Here is a 23,585-nt window from a genome sequence, read left to right on the forward strand (position 1 = left end):
CCCTCAGACCGGCTTCTTGCCGAAGACGCGGATGTATTCGGCGACGCCGCCCTTGGCGAGCGCCTCGGCCTGCTTCACCCAGTCGTCGCGCTCGATGCGGCCGTGGAAGCTGAGATAGCCGTCGACCCATTCGCGCTCGGCCTTCTTCCAGGCGGCGACCTGCGCGAAGGTGTAGATACCGAGCGTATGCAGAGTCGCTTCGATCTTCGGCCCGACGCCGGAGATCAGCTTGAGGTCGTCGACCGTCGCCGGGCGCTCGATGCCGGCGGGGCGGTTCTTGTCCTCGAGCGAAGGCTTCGCCGTCTTGGCGACCGGCTGCTTGGTTTCCGGCGCCTTGAAGGCGGCGGCCGGCTCGGCCTTGTTTTTCGGCCCGCTGCGCGGCTTTGAAACGGCCTCGACTTCCGGAGAAGCCTGATTGGCATTGGCCGCCGAATGGCGCGGCGCCCTGACGCTGGCCGCCTTCTCGGTGGCCGGAGCGACCTTGACCGGCGACGGCGTCGTCAACGCCGGGCTGGTCTCTGGCGCATCGGTTTTCGGCTTGCCGGACTTGGACGGCGCGACCGGACCGGAGGCCGGCGGCGCGGCGGGCGCCGCCTGCGAGACGACATTGGTAGCGGCTGCAGCCGGCGCCACCGCGGCGGCATCCTTGGCCGCCTTCGCGGCAGCCTTGGCTTCCTTGTCGCGCGTCGACTTCAGGATCGCCTTTTCGCTGGTCAGCGTTGTCAGCCCGGTTGCCGGCTCGGAGCCGTGGCGGCCATTCTGCGGACCGGGTTTCACCTCGGCGCCCTTGCCGGCGTCGTAGAGATCGATGATCTCGGCCAGCCGCTCAGGCGTCAGGTCTTCAAAAGTGTCCTTGAAGATCATGACCATCGGCGCGTTGACGCATGCGCCGAGGCATTCGACCTCCTCCCACGACAGCGTGCCCTTGTCGTTGGTGTGGAACTGGTCGTGATGGATTTTTGACCGGCACACATCCATCAGCGCTTCCGAGCCGCGCAGCATGCAGGGCGTGGTGCCGCAGACCTGGACATGCGCGCGGGTGCCGACCGGATTGAGCTGGTACTGCGTATAGAAGGTTGCGACCTCGAGGCCACGGATGCGCGGCATGCCGAGCATGTCGGAGATCGTCTCGATCGCCGCCTTGGTGACCCAGCCTTCCTGCTCCTGCGCGATCATCAGCAACGGGATGATGGCCGACTGTTCGCGCCCCTTCGGATATTTGGCGATCCACTGCTCAGCCGCCGCCGCATTCGCCTTGTTAAAGGCGAAGGAGGCTGGCTGGTCGCTGGCATCTGCAAGACGGCGAACTGACATTTTAGCGATCGACCTCACCAAACACGATGTCGAGGGAGCCAAGCACGGCGGTGACGTCGGCCAGCATGTGGCCGCGGCACAGGAAATCCATCGCTTGCAGATGAGCGAAACCGGGCGCGCGCAGCTTGCAGCGATAGGGCTTGTTGGTGCCGTCGGAGACGAGATAGACGCCGAATTCGCCCTTCGGCGCCTCGACGGCGGCATAGACCTCGCCGGCCGGCACGCGATAGCCTTCGGTGTAGAGCTTGAAGTGGTGGATGAGCGCTTCCATCGAGCGCTTCATCGCCGCGCGCTTCGGCGGCACCACCTTGCCGTCGAGATTCGACACCGGTCCAGTGCTTTCCTTGCCGAGCAGCAAATCGACGCACTGGCGCATGATCTTGGCCGACTGGCGCATCTCTTCCATGCGCACCAGGTAACGGTCGTAGCAGTCGCCGTTCTTGCCGATCGGGATGTCGAAATCCATCTCGGAATAGCATTCATAGGGCTGCGCCTTGCGCAGGTCCCAGGCGGCGCCCGAGCCGCGCACCATCACACCCGAAAAGCCCCAAGCCCAGGCGTCGGCCAGCGACACTGTGCCGATGTCGACATTGCGCTGCTTGAAGATGCGGTTACCGGTCAAAAGCGCGTCGAGATCGTCGATCGACTTCAGGAACGGGTCGATCCATTTGCCGATATCCTCGACCAGCTTCTGCGGCAGGTCCTGGTGCACGCCGCCCGGCCGGAAATAGGCCGCATGCATGCGCGAGCCGCTGGCGCGCTCGTAGAACACCATCAGCTTTTCGCGCTCGACGAAGCCCCACAGCGGCGGCGTCAGCGCACCGACGTCCATCGCCTGCGTCGTCACATTGAGGATGTGCGACATGATGCGGCCCATCTCGGAATAGAGCACGCGGATCAGCTGGCCGCGCTTCGGTACTTCGATGCCGAGCAGGCGCTCGGCCGCGAGCGCGAAGGCATGCTCCTGATTCATCGGCGCGCAATAGTCGAGCCGGTCGAGATAAGGCACGGCCTGCAGATAGGTCTTGGCCTCGATCAGCTTCTCGGTGCCGCGATGCAGCAGACCGATATGCGGATCGACGCGATCGACCACCTCGCCGTCCAGCTCGAGAACCAACCTCAAAACACCGTGCGCTGCAGGGTGTTGAGGCCCAAAGTTAATGTTGAAATTACGAACGGAGGTCTCAGCCATTCTGGCGCCTCAATTTGCCTTTGCCTTCTCGTCGCCCGGCAGCACGTAGTCGGTGCCCTCCCAGGGCGAGAGGAAGTCGAAATTGCGGAATTCCTGCTTGAGCTCGACCGGCTCGTAGATCACCCGCTTGGCCTCGTCGTCGTAGCGCACCTCGACGAAGCCGGTCAGCGGGAAATCCTTGCGCAGCGGGTGGCCCTCGAAACCATAGTCGGTGAGGATGCGACGCAGATCCGGGTGGCCGGTAAACAAAACGCCATAGAGGTCATAGGTCTCGCGCTCGAACCAGTCGGCGCCGGGATAGACAGCGGTCAACGACGGCACCAGCGTTTCCTCGTCGGCCTGGACCTTGAGGCGGATGCGGATGTTCTGCTTCGGCGACAGAAGGTGGTAGACGACGTCGAAACGCCTGGCGCGCGAGGGGTAGTCGGCGCCGCAAATGTCGATGATCGAGATGAACTGGCAGCGCGGATCGTCGCGCAGGAAGGTCGCCACCTCGATCAGGTTGCCGGGATCGACGGAGACCGTCAGCTCGCCATAGGCAAGCACGGCTTCGCCGATGCGGCCGGAGAGCTTCTCGCCGAGATAGGTGGAGAGTTCGTTCAACGCCTGGGTCATAGGCTCACCGTTCGATCGTGCCGGTGCGGCGGATCTTCTTCTGCAGAAGGAGAATGCCGTAGAGCAGCGCTTCGGCGCTCGGCGGGCAGCCGGGCACATAGATGTCGACCGGCACGACGCGGTCGCAGCCGCGCACCACCGAGTAGGAATAGTGGTAGTAGCCCCCGCCATTGGCGCAGGAGCCCATCGAGATGACGTAGCGCGGCTCCGGCATCTGGTCGTAGACCTTGCGCAGCGCCGGCGCCATCTTGTTGGTCAGCGTGCCGGCGACAATCATGATGTCGGACTGGCGCGGGGACGCGCGCGGCGCGACGCCGAAACGCTCCGAGTCATAGCGCGGCATCGAGGTGTGGATCATCTCGACCGCGCAGCAGGCCAGGCCGAAGGTCATGAACATCAGCGAGCCGCTGCGCGCCCAGGTGATCAGCGCTTCGGTCGAGGTGACAAGGAAACCCTTGTCGGCCAGCTCATTGTTGATTTCGAGGAAGAAGGGATCGTCTTCCCCCACCGGCCTGCCGGTGTTGGGGTCGATGATGCCCTTGGGCTTCGGCGCGACGAGGGTGCCTGAACTGTCGTTCAATCCCATTCCAGCGCTCCTTTTTTCCATTCATAGGCAAAGCCGATGGTCAGCACCGCCAGAAACACCATCATCGACCAGAAGCCGAGCATGCCGAGCTTCGAGAAGGACACCGCCCACGGGAACAGAAAGGCGACTTCGAGATCGAAGATGATGAACAGGATCGACACCAGGTAGAAGCGGATGTCGAATTTCATGCGGGCGTCGTCGAACGAGTTGAACCCGCATTCATAGGCGGAAAGCTTTTCCGGATCGGGATTGCGGTAGGCCACCAGGAAGGGAGCGATGATGAGCGCCAAACCCACGATCATCGCCACGGCGATGAACAGGACGATGGGCAGATATGAACTCAGGAGTGCGCTCATGCGGCGGCTTTCCTTCGGCGGGGCAGTTCACTTTGATTACAGCAACGAACTCTAATGCGGAAGCGTGACAGTTTAACCGCTGAACCGTTTTAAGGAGGCCCATGCTGCAACGCGGCGAGGGTTAGCGCAGCGGTATCGGTGACGCAAGTCAAACCTTGTTCAAATCGCGACCCGGGGCGCCTTATCGGAAGAAACTGGTCCGATCCGCTCCTGTTTGATTTCCTTCACTCTTCACTCCACTTTTCTCTCCTGACATATCTCCCGCCATTTGCCTGCTAGCATGGCCGGAATCACCGGCTAAGAATCCAACGGACGATCGGGGCAAGGACAGCTTGATGAAGGAGAAAATCTCGCTCGCCATGGCCAGGCGCATTGCGCTTGGATCACAGGGGTTCAACGACCCTCGTCCCGGAGGGGTTCCGGATCGCCGCCACCTTGCGCGTGTGCTTTCGCGAACCGGCCTGTTGCAGATCGATTCCGTGAGCGCGGTGGTGCGCGCGCATTATATGCCGCTCTATTCGCGTCTCGGCCCCTACCCGCTGGCGCTGCTCGACAACGCCGCCGTGACCCGCAAGCGCGCCGTCTTTGAATATTGGGCGCATGAGGCCTCGTTCCTCCCCGTCGAGACCTATCCTTTGATGCGCTGGCGCATGCAGCGCGCCGAGCAGGGCGACGAGATGTATCTCGGCCTCGCCAAATGGGGCCGTGAGCGCAAGGCGATGATCGATGAAATATACGCGCAAGTCGCCGAACGCGGGCCGATCGCCGCTTCCGACATCGAGGGCCACAAGGGCAATGGCGGCTGGTGGGGCTGGAGCGAGGCCAAGCACGCCTTCGAATGGCTATTCTGGGCCGGACGCATCACCACCGCCTACCGGCGCGGCTTCGAACGCTATTACGACCTGCCCGAGCGCGTTTTGCCGCAGGCCGTGCTTGACCTGCCCGTACCCTCGGTCGAGGACGCGCATCGCGAATTGCTGCGCATCTCGGCCCGCGCCCACGGCATCGCCACCTATGGCGACCTGCGCGACTATTTCCGCCTCGCGCCGGGCGATACGAAGGACCGCATTGACGAACTGGTCGAAGCCGGCGAATTGCAGCCGGTAAAGGTCGAGGGCTGGGACAAGACAGCTTATCTTCATAAGGACGCGCGAATCCCGCGCCGGATCGAAGCGCGCGCCCTGCTCGCGCCTTTCGATCCCCTGGTTTTCGAACGCACGCGCACCGAAAAGCTCTTCAATTTCCGCTATCGCATCGAGATCTACACGCCGGCTGAAAAGCGCCAGTACGGCTATTATGTGCTGCCCTTCCTTCTCGGCGATCGGATCGTGGCTCGCATCGATCTGCGCGCCGACCGCCCGGCGAGTGTCCTGCGCGTCCACGCCGCTTATGCCGAGCCCGACGCGCCACCGGAAACGGCAGCCCAACTCTACGAAGAACTGAAGCAGATGCAGTGCTGGCTCGGCCTGGAAGCCATCGAAGTGACGCCAGCCGGCGACCTCGGTCCGGCGCTGGCCGACATCGCGGTGTCGTAGCCGCGCGTTGACAGGCGCCTAGGCGTAAGCCTAAATCCGCCGCAGACGGTCTTCTCCCGGCAAAGGGAGGAGCCAAGAGGGAATGCGGTGCGGAGTTGAAAAATTCCAAATCCGCGGCTGTCCCCGCAACTGTAAGCGACGAGCCTTGGCCGAAAACCACTGGGATGTTCCCGGGAAGGCGGCATTCAAGGCGACGACCCGCGAGCCAGGAGACCTGCCGTCTGAGACTTTGAGTATCCGAATGCCCGGCGGGTTTTCCGGGCAAGGAGCCCGGTTTTGGATCGCAACGGCAGTTTCCCGGCAAATAGTACGGACATTTCCTCCGAGCCAGACGCGCTGGCCGGCGTGACCATCATCGTCTGCTCGTCCTGCCGCGACGAGACCGGCTCGGACGCGCATCCGCGCGCCGGCGCGCTGTTGGCCCAAGACACGCGTCACGCCGCATCGGGCGAAAACATCCGCATCCGCACCGTCGAATGCCTCGGCAACTGCAAGCGCCGTCTGAGCGCGGCGTTGCTGCGCGACGGCTGCTGGAGCTACGTCTTCGGTGACCTTAATGCCGCCAGTGGCGCCGATCTCGTCGCCGGCGCAAAGCTCTTCGCCACCTCGACCGACGGCCTCATCCCCTGGCGCGGCCGGCCCGATTCCCTCAAGCGCGGCCTGGTTGCCCGCATCCCTCCCCTCGACATGCTGAAGGACTGACCATGAGCGCTTCCGTTTCCCGCGTGCCCTGCACCGTCGTCACCGGCTTCCTCGGCGCCGGCAAGACGACTCTGATCCGCAACCTGCTCGAAAACGCCAAGGGCAAGCGGCTGGCGATCATCGTCAACGAGTTCGGCGATGTCGGCATCGATGGCGAGATCCTGAAGGGCTGCGGCGTGGATACTTGTCCCGAGGAGAACATCGTCGAGCTCGCCAATGGCTGCATCTGCTGCACCGTCGGCGACGACTTCGTGCCGGCGCTCGACCAGATCCTGTCCCGCACACCGAAGGTCGACCACATCCTGATCGAAACCTCAGGCCTCGCTTTGCCGAAGCCGCTGGTCCAGGCGTTCCAGTGGCCGACAGTGAAGAGCCGCGTGACGGTCGACGGCGTCGTTGCCGTGGTCGACGGCCCGGCGCTGGCCGATGGCAAGGTCGCCTCCGACATGGATGCGCTGCAGGCGCAGCGCGCGGCGGACGCTTCGCTCGACCATGACGATCCGGTCGAGGAGGTGTTCGAGGACCAGATAGCCTGCGCCGACCTGATCATCCTGTCGAAGAGCGACCTGATGGACGCAGCCGGCTCGCAACGCGCCAACGCCGTCATCGGCGAGCACGTCGCGCGCGCCGTGAAAGTCGTGCCGACCGCGCAGGGCAAGGTCGATCCTTCGGTGATGCTCGGCCTCGGCCTCGCCGTCGAGGACGACATTGAGAACCGCAAGACCCATCACGACGACGAGCTCGACCATGAGCACGACGATTTCGATTCCTTCGTCATCGACATCCCGTCGATCGCCAATCCGGACGAACTGGCAAAACGCGTCGCCCTTGCCGCCGAGCAGGAGAACGTGCTGCGCGTCAAAGGCTTCGTCGAGGTAGGCGGCAAGCCGATGCGGCTCCTGCTCCAGGCTGTCGGCCCGCGCGTCAACCACTATTACGACCGCGCCTGGACGGCCGAGGACGACCGCCGGTCGCGACTCGTCGTCATCGGCCTCAAGGGGCTGAACCGCCCGGCGATCGAGCGTATCCTCGCCGGCTGAGGCCAATACGAAAGGCCCGACACGAAAAGCGATGCATATCCTCACCACGACATCCGCTTCGCTCGACGATCTCGCCGAGCCGATCGACCTCAGGCAGACGCCTGCGGATGTCGTGGCGCTGTCCTTCACCGACAGTGACCTCGCCGGCCTGGCCGCCGCTTGGAAGGCCGATGCGGAGCAGCTGCCGTCGATGCGGCTGGCAGCCTTGCGCGATCTTCGCCACCCGATGTCGGTCGATCTCTGGCTCGGCAGCGTCGCCCGCCAAGCCAAGGTCGTCCTCGTGCGCATCCTCGGCGGCTATGACTGGTGGCGCTACGGCTGCGACCAGCTCGCCGCGGTGGCGCGCGAGCGCGGTATCAAGCTGGCGCTGCTGCCGGGCGAAAGCCATGACGAGGATCAGCGGCTGATCGAAGCCTCGACCCTGCCCCGCGCGGAGCTGGATGCGCTGCTCGGCTATTTCCGCGAAGGCGGGCCGGCGAACATGGCAGCGCTGGTGCGGAGGTTGGCAGGGCTGGCTGGATGGGAGGCGGCGGTCGCCGAGCCGGTGAGCGTGCCGAAGGCGGGATATTATGAGCCTGGTCTGGGGATTGTAGAGAAGCCTATCTTATCGAGCGTTGGCGATCCTTCGCCCCCCTCTCTGTCCTGCCGAACATCTCCCCCTCAAGGGGGGAGATCAGCCGTCATCGACCCTGGCGCGTTTTCTGCCAACTCAAAAGCAGAACCCGCAGAACCCTTTGCAGCATTCGCGATTGGCGAAACCGTCGGCGACAGAACAATCTCCCCCCCAGGGGGGGAGATGTCCGGTAGGACAGAGAGGGGGGCGACAGAGCTCAACGCTGGCAACCTCAGCACCCCCATTGTCTCCATCCTGTTTTACCGCTCGATGCTGCTCGCCGCCGACGTCGCGCCGATCGATGCGCTGGTCGACGCACTACGCTCGCAAGGGCTGGCGCCAGTGCCAATCTTCGTCTCGAGCCTCAAGGACCCGGCATCCCTGGCCTTCGCCGAGAACGCCCTCGCCTCCCTCAACCCTGCCGCAATCATCACCGCCACCGCCTTTGCTTCCGGCGCAGAGCCCAGCACAGAGACCCTGTTCGACCGCACCGGCGTGCCGGTCTTCCAGGTCATCGTCGGCACGACGCGCCGTGAGGTCTGGGAAAAGAACCAGCGTGGCTTGGCCCCCGCCGATCTCGCCATGCATGTCGTGCTGCCCGAGCTCGACGGCCGCATCCTGGCCGGCGCGATCTCCTTCAAGGGCGAGGTCGAGACAGACCCAGCGCTGGCCTTTCGCGCCTTTGCCAACCGACCCGAGGCGGACCGTGTCGCGCAGGTCGCCAGGCGCATCGCCGCGTCTATTCGCCTGCAGCGGACGGAGCGGGCCGAACGCAAGCTGGCAATCCTGATCCCGGATTATCCGAGCGCACCCGGCCGAACCGGCTACGCCGTCGGCTTGGATGTGCCGTCGAGCGTGCTCGCCATGCTGCATGACCTGAAGGAACACGGCTATGCGGTTGAAGGAATTCCGCAATCGCCACGCGAGTTGTTGGATGCGCTGGAGGTGGGTGGGCACGGGTTAAGTTCAGAAGACTACCTGCGCTTGTCCGGGGAACTGCCGGGAGGCGCGCGTGATGCAGTCAGGACCGCCTGGGGCAGCGCGGAAGATCAGAGAGGTCTTCGCGAGGCCCCCCTCTCTGTCCTGCCGGACATCTCCCCCTCAGGGGGGGAGATTGGCAGCTCCGCCGCCGGCTCTCCCCTTGCTAGGCCGAAAATTGGCGAAAGCCGAGCGCAAGGAATAATCTCCCCCCTTGAGGGGGAGATGTCCGGCAGGACAGAGAGGGGGGCGACAGAACGCCGACCTTCGCAGGCAAGCCCCCGGAACCGCTTCCCCTTCCGCGCCGCAACCTTCGGTAACGTCACCGTGGCGCTAGCCCCCGACCGCGGCCGCTCGGCCGACCGCCGCGCCGATTACCACGACCCGACGCTGCCGCCGCGCCACGAGTTGATCGCCTTCGGGCTCTGGCTGCAGAAATCGCTCGGCGTGCACGCCATCATCCATGTCGGCGCCCACGGCACATTGGAATGGCTGCCGGGCAAGACCGTCGCGCTCTCCGACGCCTGCTTTCCCGAGATCGTCACCGGCTCCGTGCCTGTGATCTATCCCTTCATCGTCTCCAATCCCGGCGAGGCGGCACAGGCCAAGCGCCGCATTTCGGCGGTGACGCTTGGCCATCTGCCGCCGCCGCTGACCGGTGCCGGCCTCGACGAGGCACAGCAAAAGCTCGAGCGACTGGTCGACGAATATGCCCAGGCCGATGGGCTCGACCGCCGCCGCCGCGATCGGCTGGCAAAGCTGATCGTCGAGACGGCGCAAAAGACCGGACTTGCCTTGGAAGCTGGCATCGCCAAGACCGACCAGCCCGACGAAGCGCTGCGCCGCATCGATGCCTGGCTCTGCGACCTCAAGGATTTCGCCGTCAAGGATGGGCTGCATGTCTATGGCCGCGCGCCGGAAGACGAGCCCGATCCGCTGCGTCGGCAAAGCGCGGAGGCCGAAAAGGCCGCCCTGCTCGCCGCGCTCGACGGTCGTCACATCAAGGCAGGTCCCGCCGGCGCGCCGGCGCGCGGTCGTTCCGACGTGCTGCCCACCGGCCGCAACCTCTTCACCTCCGACCCGCGCACCATGCCGACGCCGACCGCCTACGATCTCGGCCAGGCGGCGGCGGAAGAAGTCGTGCGCAGCTATATGCAGAGCCATGGCGACTGGCCCCGCTCGCTGGTCATCGATCTCTGGGGCTCGGCCTCGTTGCGCACCGGCGGCGAGGAGATCGCCCAAGGCCTGGCGCTGATGGGTTGCCGGCCACAATGGGATGCCGCCACGGGCCGCGTCACCGGCATCGAGGTGCTGCCGCCGGCAGCTCTCGGCCGCCCGCGCGTCGACGTCACCTGGCGCATCTCCGGCCTGTTTCGCGACATGTTCCCGACTCAGATCGCGCTGATCGACGCCGCCGCCAACGCAGTCGCCGGCCGCGACGAGGACGACTCCGAGAACCCGCTCGCCGCCGCGACCCGCGCCCAGGGAAAAATCAGCCCGCGCATTTTCGGCACTTCGCCAGGCACCTATGGCGCGGGCGTCGAGGATTTGCTGTCGCGCGGCGAATGGGGCGCACGCGAGGAAATCGGCCGCGCCTATCTCGAAGCCACCTCGCACGCCTATGGCGGCGCCGAGGGCGAAGCGATTTCGGCGCCCGGCGCTTTCGAGGGTCGCATCGCCGAAGCCGATCTGCTCGTCCACACCGGCGACGATCCGGGCCGCGACATCCTCGAGGGCTCGGCCGACGTCGCCTTTATCGGCGGGTTTTCGGCGGCGCTTGCCGCACTTGGCCGGAATGCAGACGTCATCGTCCTCGACACGACCGATCCGAAGAAGCCGAAGCTGCGCTCGGTCAGCGAAGCGGTTTCGCGCGTGGTCCGGGCACGCGCCGTCAACCCGCGCTTCATCGCCGGCCAGATGCGCCACGGTCCGCGCGGCGCCTCGGAATTCGCCGAGACGGTCGACCGTCTCGTCGGCTTCGCCGAAACCACACATGCCATATCGGGAACGCTGATCGAGGCGGTGCACGACGCTTATGTCGGTAACCCGGACGTCCGCGCCTTCCTTTTGCGCGAGAACCCGGCTGCAGCAAAAGTCATCGCCGAGCGATTCCTCGCCGCGCGGCGTCGCGGCCTCTGGCACCCGCTCCGCAATTCCATCGATGACGATCTCGCGGCCTTGATCGCCGAGGCTGAGACAAGCGGGGTGGCGGCATGAACGCGTTCTCGCGTCGCGGCGCCTGCCCTGCTCTGAGCACTCCGATGCAGACCGGCGACGGGCTGCTGGTGCGGCTCAATCCGGTCGCAGGAGGACTTTCCGCGAAGTCGCTGATCGGACTCGGTGAATCCGCTCTGCGCCACGGCAACGGCATCATGGAAGTGACCGCGCGCGGCAGCCTCCAGATCCGCGGCCTGACGGCGGAAAGCGCAAGGTTGCTGGCGGCCGAGGTCGATGCGCTGGGCATTGCAGTGCGGAGCGGCGTGCCGGTCGAGACCGGGCCACTGGCGGGGATCGATCCGCAGGATATTGCCGATCCGCGGCCGCTGGCAGAGCGTATCAGGACGGCGATCGAAGAGGCCGAGTTGACGGCAAGGCTAGGGCCGAAGGTGTCGGTGGTTGTCGATGGCGGTGGGCAACTGAGCTTGGACGCGGTGACTGCCGATGTTCGGCTGAAGGCCGTGCGGTGCGGCGAGGATGTTCGTTGGGGCGTATTGGTTGCCGGCGACGCGCGCAGTGCGAAGCCGCTTGCGACGGTCGATGCAGATGCTGCGCGTGACATTGCTGTGGCGGCGTTGAGGATGGTTGCGGAAAAAGGCCGCGACGCGCACACGCGGGATTTGTCGGAGCGGCAATTGGCCTCTCTCGCAAGTTGGCACTCCGTCACCTCTGTCCTGCCGGACATCTCCCCCTCAAGGGGGGAGATCATTCCTTCCGCTCGGCTTTCGCCAATTTTCGGCCTAGCAAGGGGAGAGCCGGCGCAGGAACTGCCAATCTCCCCCCTTGAGGGGGAGATGTCCGGCAGGACAGAGAGGGGGGCGCAGGAACGCGAGCCTGCGGGAAGTCCCATTGGCACCTTCAAACTCAGCAACAACCAGGCCCTCGGCATCGCCCTCCCCTACGGCAGCATGCCCGCCCAAAACCTCATCGACCTAGCGACACAAGCCTTAAACCTCGGCGCCACTGAAATCCGCCTTGCCCCAGGTCGTGCCCTGCTCTTCCTCGGCCTCTCCCCCACCACCTGCGCCTCGCTCCGCGCCTCCGCCGCAGCCCTCGGCTTCGTCAACTCCTCCGCCGACCCTCGCACCCGCATCGCCGCCTGTCCCGGCACGCCGGCCTGCGCTTCCGGCCGCATCGCCACCCGCGCCATGGCCGAGACAATCGCAACCGAAAGTCCCGATCTCCTCGACACCTCGCTGACGCTCCACATTTCCGGCTGCGCCAAGGGTTGCGCGCATCCCGGTGCAGCGATGCTCACCCTGGTCGGCGACGAAAACGGAGCCGGACTTGTCGTGGACGGGACGGCGAAGGCCCTTCCTGCCGCGTACAGGCCGGGCTATGACGCCGCGCGCGGGGTCGCCGGCATCGCGGCGGCGATCCATGACGCGCGACATCAAGGCGAAACCGCCGCCGCTTGCCTCACAAGGCTTGGCGCTGCCGGCATCGCTGAACTCTATCGACGGAACTGACAATGGCCGCCTACGACTACATCCATGACGGGATGGCGATCTATGAGCGCTCTTTCGCCATCATCCGCGCCGAGGCGGACCTCACGCGCTTCTCCGAGGCCGAGGCCGATGTCGCCATCCGCATGATCCATGCCTGCGGACAGGTCGAAGCCGCTAAGAATTTCGTTTTCTCCAGCGATTTCGTCGCCGCCGCTCGTACCGCCCTCGCCGCCGGTGCGCCGATCTTCTGCGATTCCGAGATGGTGGCGCATGGCGTCACCCGCGCCCGACTGCCGGCCGGCAATGAGGTGATCTGCACGCTGCGCGATCCGCGCACGCATGACATCGCCAAGGAAATCGGCAACACCCGCTCGGCCGCAGCGATCGACCTCTGGGGCGAGCGCATGGCAGGCTCGGTCGTCGCCATCGGGAACGCGCCGACCGCGCTCTTCTATCTGCTCGAAAAGCTGCGCGACGGCGCGCCGAAGCCGGCTGCGATCATCGGCATGCCGGTTGGCTTCGTGGGCGCTGCCGAATCCAAGGACGCGCTGGCCGAAAACTCCTATGGCGTGCCCTATGCCATCGTGCGCGGCAGGCCGGGCGGCAGCGCCATGACCGCCGCCGCGCTCAATTCCTTGGCGAGGCCGGGCCTGTGAACGCGCCTGTCAAAGAAGGTTTGGCAAAAGGCCGCCTGGTCGGCGTCGGCACCGGCCCCGGCGATCCCGAGCTTTTGACATTGAAGGCCGCGCGTGCGCTGGCCGAGGCCGACGTCGTCACTTATTTCGCCAAGCGCGGCAACAACAGCAATGCGCGCGCCATCGTCGAGGCGCGCTTCCGCCCGGACATGATCGAGTTGCCGCTGCTCTATCCGGTCACGACCGAGATCGACAAGGATCACGACGACTACCGCGCGCAGATCACCGATTTCTATGAGCAGTCGGCCGAACAGGTCGCCGAGCATCTCGGCGCCGGCAGGATGGTGGCGGTGCTGTCGGAAGGCGATCCGCTCTTCTACGGCTCCTACATGCACCTGCATGTGCGCCTGGCGCATCGCTTCCCGACCGAAGTCATCCCCGGCATCACCGCGATGTCCGGCTGCTGGTCGTCGACCGGCCTGCCGATCGTCCAGGGCGACGACGTGCTGACCGTCCTGCCAGGCACGATGAGCGAGTTCGAGCTGACCCGCCGCCTCGCCGACACCGACGCCGCCGTCATCATGAAGGTCGGCCGCAACCTACCGAAGATCAGGCGCGCGCTGGAAGCCACCGGCAAGCTGGCCAAGGCTGTCTATATCGAGCGCGGCACCATGCCGGGCAGCGTCTCGATGCGGCTCACGGAGAAGCCGGACGACAAGGCCCCCTATTTCGCCATCGTGCTGGTTGCCGGCTGGTCGGCCCGCCCGGGGGCCAAATCATGAGCGGCCGCCTCACCGTCATCGGTCTCGGACCCGGTAATGCCGACCAGGTCACGCCGCAGGCTGCCAATGCCGTCGCCGAGGCTTCCTTCTTCTATGGCTACAAGCCCTATCTCGACCGGCTGGAACTGCGGCCGGATCAGACACGCATTGCCTCCGACAACCGCGAAGAGCTCGCCCGTTCCAATGAGGCGCTGGCCAAGGCCGCCGAGGGCCATAGCGTCGCCGTCGTCTCGGGCGGTGATCCCGGCGTCTTCGCCATGGCGGCGGCCGTCTGCGAGGCGGTCGAAGCGGGCCCGGCCGAATGGCGTGCCATCGACCTGTCGGTCGTTCCCGGGGTCACCGCCATGCTTGCAGTTGCCGCCCGCATCGGCGCGCCGCTCGGCCATGATTTCTGCGCCATCTCGCTGTCCGACAATCTCAAGCCTTGGGACCTGATCGAGTTGCGCCTGCTGGCGGCAGCCGGAGCCGGCTTCGTCATCGCGCTCTACAACCCGATCAGCAAGGCCCGCCCGTGGCAGCTTGGCCGCGCCTTCGAATGCCTGAAGGCGATCCTGCCCGGCACCACGCCGGTGATCTTCGGCCGCGCCGCCGGCCGGCCAGACGAGCGCATCGAGGTGTTTCTGCTGGCGGACGCCGACGCTGAAAAGGCCGACATGTCGACCTGCATCATCATCGGCTCGCCCGAGACCCGGATCATCAAGCGCGGCGAACGGCCCGCGCTGGTCTACACGCCGCGTTCGGCAACAGGGTCGAAAAGATGATCGACCTTTGCCGCCAGCGCATCGACGGTTTCAGCCGAGGGCACGTCCGGCAAAGGCGGTCGGCGGATCATGACCACCTCGATGCCGAGCGCCCGCGCAGCGGCGATCTTGCCATAGGTCGCGTCGCCGCCGCTGTTCTTGGAGACGACGGCATTGATCCCGTATTTTTCGAGCAACGCTCGCTCATCCGCTTCAGGAAACGGTCCGCGCGCCAGCAGGTAGAGCGCATCGGGCACGGCAAGCTTCGGCTCGACCGGATCGACGCTGCGGATCAGATAGTTGTGCTGTGGCGCGGCCTCGAAGGCGCCAGACTCCTGCCGGCCGATAGCGAGGAAAACGCGGCGCGGCGCCGTGCCGAGCGCACTTGCCGCCTCCACCACGCTTTCGACCGGCGTCCAGCGATCGCCCGCCACAGGTTCCCAACCCGGACGGCGCAGTGCAAAAATCGGCACACCGGATTTCGTCGCGGCTTTAGCGGCGTTGGCCGAGATACGGGCGGCGTATGGATGCGTGGCGTCGATCAGCAGATCGACGTGCTCCTCGCCAAGATAGCCGGCCAGCCCTTCCGCGCCACCAAAGCCGCCGACGCGAAACGGAACGCCCTGCGCCACCGGGCTTTCGGTACGGCCGGCAAGCGACAGCGTGATGGAAAAATCCTTGCGACCGACGAGCTTCCCTGCCAGCTGCCGGGCTTCCGTCGTTCCGCCAAGGATCAGAATACGGTGGGTCATCATGCCTGCTAAGGGTTCGCGCGCCGCCAAGCCCGCCTCAAAATGGCTCACCATCGTCGGCATCGGCGAGGACGGTGTAGCGGGTCTCGGCAACGAGGCCAAGCAGCGCATCGCGCAGGCGGACGTCGTCTTCGGCGGCAAGCGGCATCTCAGCCTTGTCGCATCGCTGGCCAAAGGAGAAACCCGCTCATGGCCGACACCCTTCGACGCCGAAATGCGCGACGTGCTGGCGCTCGCGGGCAAGGACGTCTGCGTGCTCGCGTCCGGCGACCCGTTCTTTCACGGCGTCGGAGTCACGCTGGCCCGCAAGGTGAAGCCGGAGCAAATGCTGGTCCTGCCGGCGCCCTCGTCTCTAGCGCTGGCCGCCTCCCGTCTCGGCTGGGCCTTGCAGGACGTCGAGACCATCTCGCTGCACGGCCATTCGATCGACCTGATCCGGCCCCTGCTCCACCCCGGCGCGCGCATCCTTGCCCTGACATCTGACGGAGACGCACCGGCGGCCATCGCCGCGCTGCTCGACGAACTCGGCTTCGGCCCGTCGCGGTTGACGGTCCTTGAAGCGCTTGGTGGTGCCGATGAAGCGCATCGACCCTGCCGCGCCGACGCCTTCGACCTCAAAAACATCAACGCGCTCAACGTGCTGGCGCTTGAAATTGAATCGACGCCGGATGCGCGCATCCTGCCCTTGACCGTCGGCCTCGCCGACCACCTGTTCGAGCATGATGGGCAGATTACCAAGCGCGAGATCCGCGCCATCACGCTATCGGCGCTGGCGCCGCGGCGTGGCGAGCTGCTGTGGGACGTCGGCGCCGGTTCTGGCTCGATCGGCATCGAATGGATGCTGGCGCATCCCTCGCTGCGTGCCGTTGCCATCGAAGCCAATGGCGAGCGCGCTGCCCGCATCGCCCGCAATGCCGCGCATTGCGGCGTGCCCGGCCTTGTCGTGGTCGAGGGCGCGGCGCCAAAGGCATTCGCCAAGCTGGAAACGCCGGATGCGATCTTCATCGGTGGCGGCGGCAGCGATGCCGGCGTGCTGGAGAAGGCGATCAAGGCGTTGCGTTCCGGCGGCCGGCTGGTCGCCAATGCGGTGACGCTGGAGATGGAGGCGCTGCTGCTCGACCAGTACAACAGGTACGGCGGCGACCTTACCCGCATCGCGCTGTCGCGCGCGGCGCCGGTCGGCTCGATGCAGGGCTGGCGTCCGGCCATGCCGGTCACACAGTGGAGCTGGATAAAACCATGATGGTCGCGGGCATCGGCAGCCGCAAAGGCGTGAGCGTCGAAGAAGTACTGGCGGCGATTGAGACCGCGCTTGAAGCGCATGGCCTTGCGATGACCGCGCTTTCAGCGCTGGCGACGATCGAATTCAAACGCAACGAAGAAGCCATTTTCGCTGCCGGCCGTGAACTCAACCTTCCCGTAATAGTGGTTGATGCTTCCGGCTCCGAACCGTCACTCCCCCTCACCCGGCCTCCGCTTCGCTCGGCCGACCTCTCCCCAAGGGGAAAGGAGATGACAGGCGCCGCCGCCAGTCTTTTCTCCCCCACGGGGAGAAGGTGGCCCGAAGGGCCGGCTGAGGGGGTGTCTCTGCTCAGTCATTCGGGTCTTTCGCAGAGTCGCGCCGGCACGCCGTCGGTTTCGGAGGCGTCCGCCCTCGCGGTTGCCGGGGCCGGCGCAAGACTGCTCGGGCCCCGCACGGTGCTTGGCCCGGTCACCTGCGCCATCGCCATCAGTGGAGACGCGCCATGACGGTCCATTTCATCGGCGCCGGTCCGGGAGCGGCCGACCTCATCACGCTGCGCGGCGCGCGGCTGCTGGCCAGTTGCCCGGTCTGCCTCCATGCCGGCTCGATCGTCGCGCCGGAGCTGCTCGAGCATTGCGCGCTTGGCACGAGGCTGGTCGATACCGCGCCGATGTCGCTGGATGAGATCGAGGCCGAATTTGTCGCCGCGAACAAGGCCGGCCAGGATGTTGCACGCCTGCATTCCGGCGACCTTTCGGTCTGGAGCGCGGTGGCCGAGCAAATAAGGCGGCTGGAAAAGCACAGCATCCCCTATACGCTGACGCCGGGCGTCCCCTCCTTCGCGGCGGCGGCGGCGGCACTTCGCCGCGAGCTCACCATTCCCGAGCTCGCGCAAAGCCTGGTGCTGACGCGCGTTTCCGGCCGCGCCTCGAAAATGCCGCCGGGCGAGACGCTGGCCGGCTTCGGCCGCACCGGCGCGACGCTCGCCATCCATCTTGCCATCCATGCCATCGATCGCGTCGTTGCCGATTTGACGCCGCTTTACGGCGCCGAATGCCCGGTCGCCGTGGTCTTCCGCGCCTCCTGGCCGGACGAGCGCATCCTGACCGGCACGCTCGGCACCATCGAAGCGCAATTGGCGCAGAACCCGATGGAGCGCACGGCGATCATATTCGTCGGCAGCGCGCTCGCGGCGCGGGATTTCGGCGAAAGCTCACTCTACGACGCCCACTACCAGCGGCGTTTTCGCGGACGGGACGGATTGTGAACGGCAGCGCCAATATGAACGGACGGGTAAATGTGGAGCAGGCGCTGGCGCGGCTGAACTTCAAGCCGCGCGAGTTGGAACCCGGCCATGTCTGGCTGGCCGGCGCCGGCCCCGGCGATCCCGGCTGCCTGACGCTGGAAGTTCTGGCGGCGCTGGGGCAGTGCGATGCGCTCGTCTATGACGCGCTGGTCTCGCCCGATGTCGTGGCGGTCGCTCAAGGCGCCGAGCTCTTCTACGCCGGAAAACGCGGCGGCCAGCCTTCGATGAAACAGGATGATATCAACGCCCTGCTGGTGCGGCTGGCGCGTCAAGGCCGCCGTGTCGTGCGGCTCAAGGGCGGCGACCCCTATATTTTCGGCCGGGGCGGCGAAGAGGCTTTGGCGCTCGCGGGCGAAAGCATTCCGTTCCGGGTGCTTTCGGGCCTCACCTCCGGTCTTAGCGCATTGGCCGCAACCGGCATCCCCGCCACCATGCGCGGCATCAACAAGGCCGTCATTCTCGCCACCGGCCATGCCGCTGGCACGGATGACGACATCGATTGGGCAGCCATCGCCCGCACCGGACAGCCGGTCGTCGTCTATATGGGCATGGCCAATCTGCCGGTGATCACAGCAAAGCTGCTCGAGGGCGGCCTCGCGCCATCGACATCTGCCGCGGTGATCGTCGCGGCAACCACGCCGCAAGAGCGCATCGTCGTCGCCACGCTCGCCACCATCGCGGACGAAGCCGCAGCGGCCGGACTCGCCTCCCCGGCATTGATCGTCGTCGGCGGCATCGTCGCCATGCGCGCGGCACTGGCAGGTGATTTGTGACCGCCCGCGCGATCATCATCGGTGCGCCGCGCTCGGGCTCGGGCAAGACCAGCGTCACCATCGGCCTGCTGCGCGCGCTTGCCCGGCGCGGCCTGAAAGTGCGCGGCGCGAAGTCCGGACCGGACTATATCGACCCCGGCTTCCACACCGCCGCCACCGGCCTTTCCGGCGTCAATCTCGACAGCTGGGCGATGTCGCCTCCCCTGCTCAATGCGCTGGCGGCCCAGGCCGCGGACGACGCCGAATACGTCATCCTCGAAAGCGCCATGGGACTGTTCGACGGCATCCCCGCGCCGCAAGGCCGCTCGGGCTCGGCCGCCGATCTTGCGCGGCTCTACGGCCTACCGGTGCTGCTGGTGCTCGACGTTTCCGGACAGTCGACCACGGCGGCCGCCGTCGCCAAGGGTTTTGCCACTTACGACCCGGACGTGCGCATGGCCGGCGTCGTGCTCAACCGCTTGGGCAGCGAACGCCACCGGCGTCTTTCGGGCGACGCGATCGAGGCGATCGGCCTGCCGGTGGTCGGCGCCATCCTGCGCGATCCGACGCTCAACCTGCCGGAGCGGCATCTCGGCCTCGTTCAGGCCGGTGAATACGAAAACCTGATGGCGCATCTCGACCGGCTGGCCGACATGGTCGAGGCATCGCTCGACATCGATGCGATCCTGGCGCTGGCGACACCGCTCGAACCGGCGGCCGGCGACTTCGGCAATGCGCTACAGCCGCCCGGGCAGCGCATCGCGCTGGCGGAGGACGCCGCCTTCACCTTCCTCTATCCGCATGTCGCCACGCATTGGCGCAAGGCAGGCGCCGAGATCGTGTCGTTCTCGCCGCTTGCCGATGAAGCCCCTATGGAGGACTGCGACGTCTGCTGGCTGCCCGGCGGCTACCCAGAGCTACATGCCGGCAAGCTGGCGGCCGCGACGAACTTCCGGGCGGGAATGGCGCGCTTTGCGGCGGTGAAGCCGGTTCACGGCGAGTGCGGCGGCTTCATGGTGCTGGGCGAAGTGCTGGAGGACGCGGATGGCGAGAGCCACAAAATGCTCGGGCTGCTTGGCCACTCAACCAGTTTCGCCAGGCGCAAGATGAATCTCGGCTATCGCGAGGCGCGGCTGCGCGCCGCCTGCCCGTTGGGGCCGGAAGGCACGCTGATCCGTGGTCACGAATTCCACTACGCGCAAATGACGGCCACCGACAATGACGAGCCCTTGGCCGACCTTGCCGATGGCCAGGGCAACCCGCTCGGCGCCTCGGGCTACCGGCGCGGCCATGTCAGCGGCACTTTCTTCCACGCCATAGCGAGGGGCGCATGAGCGGCCCTTCCACATCACGGCAAGTGCTTGACGATATCGGCCTCAGCCTCGTTTTCTTCACCCTGCTGAGGTTGCCCTCGAGCGATTTCGGCGGACGCAGCCTGGCGGATGCGATCTGGGCGGCACCCTTCGCCGGTCTCGCCGTGGCGATCATCGGGGCGCTCGTCTACGCCATCGCCTACAGTCTGGGTCTTGCCAGCGGCCCGGCGGCGGCGCTCACCCTCGCCGCCACGATGCTCGTCACCGGCTGCCTGCACGAGGACGGGCTTTCCGACATTGCCGACGGCTTCGGCGGCGGTAGGACACGCGACAGGAAACTGGAGATCATGCGCGACAGTCGCATCGGCGCTTATGGCGCCGCGGCGGTCGGCGCCTCCCTGCTCATCCGCTGGAGCGCGCTCTCCGAACTCGCCGGTCCGGGCCACATCTTCCTGGCGCTGCTTGGCGCGCATGCCGCCTCGCGCGGCCTGTTCGGCGCCTTCATGCATCTTCTGCCGCCGGCGCGAGCCGACGGCCTGTCTGCCAATGCGGGCTCTGTCGCGACCGACACTGCGGTCATAGGTGCAGCGCTCGGTGCCGTGGCGCTGCTGGCGCTCGGCCTTGGCGGCGCGATCGCGGCGCTCATCCTGCTCGGCCTGCTGTTTGCCGGCTTCCGCACGCTTTGCCTAAGCCAGATCGGAGGCCAGACCGGCGACACAATCGGCGCGCTGCAGCAGCTCGGCGAGATCGCCGTTCTTCTCGTCGCTTCCGTTTGCCTTTCCTGATTCTCTTTCGGAGACCTTGCCCCCCATGTCCCCCCAATCAACGTCCTTCAAATCGCTCGAAGACCTTCGCGCCGCCTGCCTCGATCTCTCCAATGGCAGCGACACCGCTGCCGGCGCCGTAGCAAAACGCCAGGACACGCTCACCAAGCCGCCGGGCAGCCTCGGCCGACTGGAAACCATCGCCGCCTGGCTAGGCCGCTGGCAGGGCCGCGACATGCCGAAGCTCGATGCGGTTAAAGTCTTCGTCTTCGCCGGCAATCACGGGGTCACCGCGCAGGGCGTCTCGGCCTATCCGTCCGAAGTGACGGTACAGATGGTGGCTAACTTCGCCGGCGGGGGTGCTGCCATCAATCAGCTGGCCCGCATTGCCGGCGCCAAGCTCGATGTCATCCCGCTCGATCTGGATCATCCCACCGGCGACTTCACGCAAGTACCGGCAATGGACGAGCAGGCATTCCTCGCCGCCGTCTCGGCCGGCTACGACGCCGTGACCAAGGACCTCGATCTGGTCTGTTTCGGCGAGATGGGCATCGGCAACACCACCCCGGCGGCGGCAATCTCGACGGCGCTGTTCGGTGGTGGCGCGGAAAAATGGACCGGACGCGGCACTGGCGTCGACGACGCCGGCCTGAAGCGCAAAGCGGTGGCGATCGAAGCGGGCCTGAACCGCCATGCCGATTCGCTATCCGACCCGCTGAAAATTGCCGCCGCCCTAGGCGGGCGTGAACTCGCCGCCATCTTCGGCGCCACGCTTGCCGCGCGCAAGAACAACGTGCCGGTGCTGCTCGACGGCTTCGTCTGCACCGCCGCCGCGGCACCTCTGGCGAGGCTGCACCCGACCGGTCTCGCCCACACGATTGCCGCCCACGTCTCGGCCGAAGCCGGCCATCGTCGCCTGCTCGAAGCACTCGGCCTGCCGCCGCTGCTCGATCTCGGCATGCGGCTCGGCGAAGGCTCCGGCGCCTGCCTGGCCGTCAACATCGTGCGCGCGGCGCTGGAGTGCCATACAAGGATGGCGAGCTTTGCCGAGGCGGGAGTGTCCGAAAAATAAAACTCCGTCGAAATTTCAACGCTGTTGAAACATCGAAATAACGTTATTTGGCTATTCCCTGAGATAGAGTTGTTTCAGGGGAGATCGATCAATGTATTTGAAAAATCTAATATCCGTCGCAATTCTGGTTGCTGCGGCTTCGCCGGCTTTGTCTCAGGAGCAGTTTGTACGCCCGTTTCGTGGCGGCCAAGACGGATCGGCCATGATCCAGTCTTCATATTCGATGACCCTTCCGGCAAAGGATGACCAAGACGCCGCCGCGCAGCAGGAAGCTGCTCTTCGCTCATTCTACAAAGTGGCGGCCGGAAGCTGCGGCATGGTCGTCGAGACTGTCGCCGACTCGTGCGAGATCGTCGGCATGACGACCAATGCCAATGGCCGAAACCGCAATTTCGATGGCTATGGCGGATCGGCGGTCACGGTGACCGGCCAGATCACGATGAAGGTCAAATTCAAGGCCAGTCTCAACAAGGCAGCTCAGTAAGCTCGCCTCTACCCAGGATCGGCCGATTTCCTTGCTCTTGAAGAAGGATTTTGGTGGGTGTGCACAGGATCGAACTGTGGACCCGCTGATTAAGAGTCAGCTGCTCTACCAACTGAGCTACACACCCACACCGCCGGAAAACTCAGCGTCGGCGGCGCATATAGCCGCCGCTTTCGGGGATGTCTAGCCCTGCCGGATCATTTCCCGACAAATCGCTGAATTGCCGCAGGCATCAGACAAACAACTTGCCTTCCGCCACCTTGATCGCATGGCCGCCAATGCGTGCGGAAGCCAGTTTTCCGGCATCGATATTGAGCTCGAGCCGGATGCGCGATGGTCGGCCCATCTCCAGACCCTGCTCGATCCAGAGCTGCGAAATGCCGTCAGTCGGAGCGTCGAAATGCATGATGGCGCCGGCAAAGGCGGCCGCGGCCGAACCGGTTGCCGGATCTTCGTAGGACGGGGTGCCGGGAACGATCATGCGCGCATGGAAGGCGCCGTCGTGATGCACCGTCTCGCGGCAATAGACATAGGGGCTGGCGAAGGCCCAATCGCTCTTGCGGGGTGCCAATTCCGACCACGCCTGATTGTCGAGCCTGATCTTGGCCGCCTCCTCCAACCCGGCAACCGGAATCGTCACATAAGGTACGCCGGCCGACCAGAAGGCGACGCGGTGATTCTCGAAGCCGATCTCGTGCGGGGCAAGGCCGAGCGCCGCCCCGATCGCCTCGGGATCGGCCTTGAGCTCCAGCGGCTCGGGCAATTTCGCCAGATCGAACTCTGCGAAGGTCGAGCCATCATGCTTGCTCACCGCGCAGCGCACCGGCCCGATATTTTCCTCCAGCACGAAGATGCCGGCCGCCTCGCCGGCGAGGTCGGCCAGCGCGATCGCCGAGCCGACCGTCGGATGTCCGGCAAAAGGCATTTCATAGTCGGGCGTGAAGATGCGGATGCGGTTGCGGTGCTTCGGATTGTCGGGAGGCAGCACGAACACCGTCTCGGACAGGTTGAATTCACGCGCGATCGCCTGCATTCCGGCGGTGTCGAGCCCATCGCTGTTGAGCACCACCGCGAGCGGATTCCCGGCGAGCCTTCCGGTGGTAAACACATCGTAAAGCAAGTAATTGCGCGCCATCGAGAAAACCT

23 protein-coding genes, 1 tRNA gene and 1 riboswitch are annotated in these 23,585 nt (G+C 65.7%); of the genes, 16 read left to right on the plus strand and 8 right to left on the minus strand.

The features are described from left to right. Positions 1-3: 3 nt before the first annotated feature. The 5 genes from EN869_RS15315 to EN869_RS15335 are packed head-to-tail and all read right to left on the minus strand — an operon-like array spanning position 4 to position 4,063. Positions 4-1,314: an NADH-quinone oxidoreductase subunit E gene (locus EN869_RS15315; protein WP_127228804.1), complete on the minus strand. Its 1,311-nt coding sequence runs from the start codon at positions 1,312-1,314 to the stop codon at positions 4-6. 1 nt (position 1,315) lies between these two features. After that, positions 1,316-2,506, minus strand: a complete 1,191-nt coding sequence (locus EN869_RS15320; protein ID WP_127228805.1) for an NADH-quinone oxidoreductase subunit D — start codon at positions 2,504-2,506, stop codon at positions 1,316-1,318. A 9-nt stretch (positions 2,507-2,515) separates the two neighbouring features. Then, positions 2,516-3,121, minus strand: coding sequence for an NADH-quinone oxidoreductase subunit C (locus tag EN869_RS15325; RefSeq protein ID WP_127228806.1), 606 nt, complete (start codon positions 3,119-3,121; stop codon positions 2,516-2,518). Between the two features lie 4 nt (positions 3,122-3,125). After that, positions 3,126-3,707 (minus strand): NADH-quinone oxidoreductase subunit B, encoded by a 582-nt coding sequence (locus EN869_RS15330; protein ID WP_015317338.1) that lies wholly within the window; start codon positions 3,705-3,707, stop codon positions 3,126-3,128. Then, a complete protein-coding gene (locus tag EN869_RS15335) occupies positions 3,698-4,063 on the minus strand; it encodes an NADH-quinone oxidoreductase subunit A (protein WP_042643187.1) in 366 nt (121 codons plus the stop codon). The genes EN869_RS15330 and EN869_RS15335 overlap by 10 nt, the downstream gene beginning before the upstream one ends. 335 nt (positions 4,064-4,398) lie before the next feature. On the opposite strand from EN869_RS15335, the gene EN869_RS15340 reads away from it, so the two are divergent. The 8 genes from EN869_RS15340 (at position 4,399) to EN869_RS15375 (ending at position 14,774) form a co-directional block, all read left to right on the plus strand. Beyond that, the gene (locus tag EN869_RS15340; RefSeq protein WP_127228807.1) at positions 4,399-5,598 is read left to right on the plus strand and encodes a winged helix-turn-helix domain-containing protein; all 1,200 of its coding nucleotides are present in this window, start codon (positions 4,399-4,401) and stop codon (positions 5,596-5,598) included. A gap of 29 nt (positions 5,599-5,627) precedes the next feature. Next, positions 5,628-5,835, plus strand: a riboswitch (cobalamin riboswitch). Between the two features lie 39 nt (positions 5,836-5,874). Further along, positions 5,875-6,300: a DUF1636 family protein gene (locus tag EN869_RS15345; protein WP_127228808.1), complete on the plus strand. Its 426-nt coding sequence runs from the start codon at positions 5,875-5,877 to the stop codon at positions 6,298-6,300. Positions 6,301-6,302: 2 nt separating this feature from the next. Further along, positions 6,303-7,340 (plus strand): cobalamin biosynthesis protein CobW, encoded by a 1,038-nt coding sequence (gene cobW / locus EN869_RS15350; protein ID WP_127228809.1) that lies wholly within the window; start codon positions 6,303-6,305, stop codon positions 7,338-7,340. Positions 7,341-7,371: 31 nt separating this feature from the next. After that, the gene (locus EN869_RS15355; RefSeq protein ID WP_127228810.1) at positions 7,372-11,148 is read left to right on the plus strand and encodes a cobaltochelatase subunit CobN; all 3,777 of its coding nucleotides are present in this window, start codon (positions 7,372-7,374) and stop codon (positions 11,146-11,148) included. Further along, the gene (cobG, locus tag EN869_RS15360; protein WP_127228811.1) at positions 11,145-12,617 is read left to right on the plus strand and encodes a precorrin-3B synthase; all 1,473 of its coding nucleotides are present in this window, start codon (positions 11,145-11,147) and stop codon (positions 12,615-12,617) included. Before EN869_RS15355 ends, cobG begins: the two co-directional genes overlap by 4 nt. Positions 12,618-12,619: 2 nt before the next feature. Continuing rightward, positions 12,620-13,252 (plus strand): precorrin-8X methylmutase, encoded by a 633-nt coding sequence (locus tag EN869_RS15365; protein WP_127228812.1) that lies wholly within the window; start codon positions 12,620-12,622, stop codon positions 13,250-13,252. Continuing rightward, positions 13,249-14,013, plus strand: a complete 765-nt coding sequence (locus EN869_RS15370; protein ID WP_127228813.1) for a precorrin-2 C(20)-methyltransferase — start codon at positions 13,249-13,251, stop codon at positions 14,011-14,013. Before EN869_RS15365 ends, EN869_RS15370 begins: the two co-directional genes overlap by 4 nt. After that, entirely contained in the window at positions 14,010-14,774 is a 765-nt protein-coding gene (locus EN869_RS15375; RefSeq protein WP_127228814.1) for a precorrin-3B C(17)-methyltransferase, read from the plus strand. The genes EN869_RS15370 and EN869_RS15375 overlap by 4 nt, the downstream gene beginning before the upstream one ends. Here the strand turns inward: EN869_RS15375 and EN869_RS15380 are convergent. After that, positions 14,738-15,505, minus strand: a complete 768-nt coding sequence (locus tag EN869_RS15380) for a cobalt-precorrin-6A reductase (protein WP_127228815.1) — start codon at positions 15,503-15,505, stop codon at positions 14,738-14,740. The genes EN869_RS15375 and EN869_RS15380 overlap by 37 nt on opposite strands. Position 15,506: 1 nt before the next feature. Between EN869_RS15380 and cbiE the strand changes: the two genes are divergently transcribed. The 8 genes from cbiE (at position 15,507) to EN869_RS15425 (ending at position 22,439) form a co-directional block, all read left to right on the plus strand. After that, complete coding sequence (cbiE, locus tag EN869_RS15385) at positions 15,507-16,748, plus strand: precorrin-6y C5,15-methyltransferase (decarboxylating) subunit CbiE (RefSeq protein WP_127228816.1); 1,242 nt, start codon at positions 15,507-15,509, stop codon at positions 16,746-16,748. Further along, positions 16,745-17,254 carry a cobalamin biosynthesis protein gene (locus tag EN869_RS35065; protein WP_245489316.1) on the plus strand — a complete coding sequence of 170 codons (510 nt, stop codon included), beginning with the start codon at positions 16,745-16,747 and terminating at the stop codon, positions 17,252-17,254. Before cbiE ends, EN869_RS35065 begins: the two co-directional genes overlap by 4 nt. Then, a complete protein-coding gene (cobM, locus tag EN869_RS15400; RefSeq protein ID WP_127228817.1) occupies positions 17,251-18,015 on the plus strand; it encodes a precorrin-4 C(11)-methyltransferase in 765 nt (254 codons plus the stop codon). Before EN869_RS35065 ends, cobM begins: the two co-directional genes overlap by 4 nt. Before the next feature lie 14 nt (positions 18,016-18,029). After that, entirely contained in the window at positions 18,030-18,827 is a 798-nt protein-coding gene (gene cobA / locus EN869_RS15405; protein WP_127228818.1) for a uroporphyrinogen-III C-methyltransferase, read from the plus strand. Next, on the plus strand, positions 18,824-20,140 hold the full coding sequence (locus tag EN869_RS15410) for a cobyrinate a,c-diamide synthase (RefSeq protein WP_127228819.1): 1,317 nt from the start codon (positions 18,824-18,826) through the stop codon (positions 20,138-20,140). Before cobA ends, EN869_RS15410 begins: the two co-directional genes overlap by 4 nt. Further along, entirely contained in the window at positions 20,137-20,904 is a 768-nt protein-coding gene (locus tag EN869_RS15415; protein ID WP_127228820.1) for an adenosylcobinamide-GDP ribazoletransferase, read from the plus strand. The genes EN869_RS15410 and EN869_RS15415 overlap by 4 nt, the downstream gene beginning before the upstream one ends. A 25-nt stretch (positions 20,905-20,929) precedes the next feature. Further along, entirely contained in the window at positions 20,930-21,955 is a 1,026-nt protein-coding gene (cobT, locus tag EN869_RS15420) for a nicotinate-nucleotide--dimethylbenzimidazole phosphoribosyltransferase (RefSeq protein WP_127228821.1), read from the plus strand. Between the two features lie 91 nt (positions 21,956-22,046). Continuing rightward, positions 22,047-22,439, plus strand: a complete 393-nt coding sequence (locus EN869_RS15425; RefSeq protein WP_127228822.1) for a hypothetical protein — start codon at positions 22,047-22,049, stop codon at positions 22,437-22,439. A gap of 51 nt (positions 22,440-22,490) precedes the next feature. Here EN869_RS15425 and EN869_RS15430 read toward each other — a convergent pair. Both EN869_RS15430 and EN869_RS15435 read right to left on the minus strand, forming a co-directional pair. Further along, a tRNA-Lys gene (locus tag EN869_RS15430) sits at positions 22,491-22,566 on the minus strand. A gap of 105 nt (positions 22,567-22,671) precedes the next feature. Beyond that, positions 22,672-23,574: a PhzF family phenazine biosynthesis protein gene (locus EN869_RS15435; RefSeq protein WP_127228823.1), complete on the minus strand. Its 903-nt coding sequence runs from the start codon at positions 23,572-23,574 to the stop codon at positions 22,672-22,674. Between the last annotated feature and the right edge of the window lie 11 nt (positions 23,575-23,585).

The organism is Mesorhizobium sp. M2D.F.Ca.ET.226.01.1.1 (genome assembly GCF_004022705.2).
GTDB lineage: Bacteria > Pseudomonadota > Alphaproteobacteria > Rhizobiales > Rhizobiaceae > Mesorhizobium.